1 protein-coding gene is annotated in these 1,901 nt (G+C 68.6%); it reads left to right on the top strand.

Annotation, left to right across the window (positions count from 1 at the left end):
- Nucleotides 1-1,901, top strand: a 1,901-nt coding sequence (locus BM079_RS16510) for a type VI secretion system Vgr family protein (protein WP_322787951.1), incomplete at both ends; no start/stop codon positions are given.

The raw sequence follows: 1,901 nt of genomic DNA, 5'->3' as shown, positions 1-1,901 counted from the left end.
CTGAACAGTGTGCTGGAACAGTTCGACATAACACTTTCGCAGTCACAGCGCCTGCTGCGGCTGGAACTGCCCGGCGCCGCGCTGCTGCCCCACCGGCTGGTGGGCGAGGAGCGCATCAGTGCGCCGTTTCGCTACCGCCTCGACTGCGTGGCCCAGCAGGGCGATATCGAACTCAAGTCACTGATGGCACAGCCCGCGCAGCTGAGCGTTCTGCAGGCCGATGGCAGCACCCGCACCCGCCATGCGCTGGTCGAGGAAGCGGCGCTGCTCGGCGAGGACGGCGGCGTCTACTACTACCAGCTCACCCTGGTGCCGTGGCTGGCGCTGCTGCAGCTCGGCCGTGACAGCCGCCTGTTTCAGGACCGCAGCGCGGTCGACATCCTCACCGAGGTGTTCGATGGCCATGCCATCGCCCGCGGCGGCTACCGCTTCGATCTGCGCCGCGAGTATCCGCCGCGCAGCTACTGCGTCCAGTACCGCGAGAGCGACTTCAACTTCGTTAGCCGCCTGATGGAGGAAGAGGGCCTGTGGTACTACTTCGAGCACGCCGGCGACGGCGTCAGTTCCCCTGACGGCGGAGGCCGGCGCGAGGGGAACCAGGGCGCCCGCGGTGACAGTGCGGCCTTCGACGGCCACCGGCTGGTCATCACCGATGACGTCGATACCTGCCCGGCGGTCCGCCCGCAGGCGATCCGCTTCCACCGCCAGGCGGCCACCGAGGACGAGGACGCGCTCAATCAGTGGGGCGGCGTGCGACGTACCCAGCCCACCCGCGTCAGCGTCGGCACCTTCGACTACAAGCAGCCGTCCCTCACCAAGCGCACCGGGATGGACACCCTCAACGATCAGGGCAACCTGCCGGCCACCGAGGTCTACGACTACGCCGGAGAATACTACTACTACGGTCACGAGCGCGGCGAGCGCCTGACTGAACACCGGCTCGAGGCCCACGAATCGCTGGCCAAACGCTTTCGCGGTGCCGGGGGCGCCCGTCAGCTGCAGGCCGGTCACTGGTTCGAACTCACCCGGCACCCGCTGCACGACACCGGCGGCGAGGCCGAGCGCCAGTTCCTGCTGCTCGGCCTCACCGTCCATGCCGAGAACGCCCTGCCGGTCTCGGCCCATCTCAAGCGTCTGCCCGGCAGCCTGCAGGCCGAGATGGACGCCGCCCGCCAGGCCCACGGCCTTGACGAGGATCAGGACGACAACCTCGAGCAGCTGGACAACTACCGCAGTGCCGGCACCGGCCACTACCTCGTCGATCTCGAGGCCCAGCGGCGCAGCCAGCCCTACCGCACCGCGCTGACCCACCATCGCCCCGTGATGGGCGGTCCGCAGACCGCCACCGTGGTCGGCCCCGACGGCGAGGAGATCCACACCGATCACCTCAACCGGGTGCGGGTCCAGTTCCACTGGGACCGGCAGGGCCAGCGCAACGAACAGTCCGGCGTGTGGCTGCGGGTGGCCCAGCCCAGCGCCGGTGGCGGCTGGGGCGGGGTCTTCGTGCCCCGGGTCGGTCAGGAAGTACTGGTCGACTTCCTCGAAGGCGATGCCGACCGCCCGCTGATCACCGGGCGCATCTACAACGGCGAACAGAGCCCCGACTGGCACAGCAACGGCCTGCTCTCCGGCTTCAAGAGCAGGACCTACCGCGGCAGCCAGTACAACGAACTGGTGTTCGATGACGCCACCGACCAGGAGCGGGTACGGCTCAACTCCGAGCACTCCAAGAGTCAGCTCAACCTCGGCTACCTGATCCACCAGACCGGCAACCACCGCGGCGCCTTCCGCGGCACCGGCTTCGAGCTGCGCACCGACGCCTATGGCGCCATCCGCGCCAACGAAGGGCTCTACCTCTCCAGCTGGGGCCAGCTCGGGGCCAGTGGTGATCAGCTCGATCT

It is taken from the genome of Kushneria avicenniae, assembly GCF_900112585.1.
Classification (GTDB): domain Bacteria; phylum Pseudomonadota; class Gammaproteobacteria; order Pseudomonadales; family Halomonadaceae; genus Kushneria; species Kushneria avicenniae.
The sequence above is the reverse complement of the archived record's forward strand: the minus strand, read 5'-3'. Positions and strand labels throughout refer to the sequence as shown.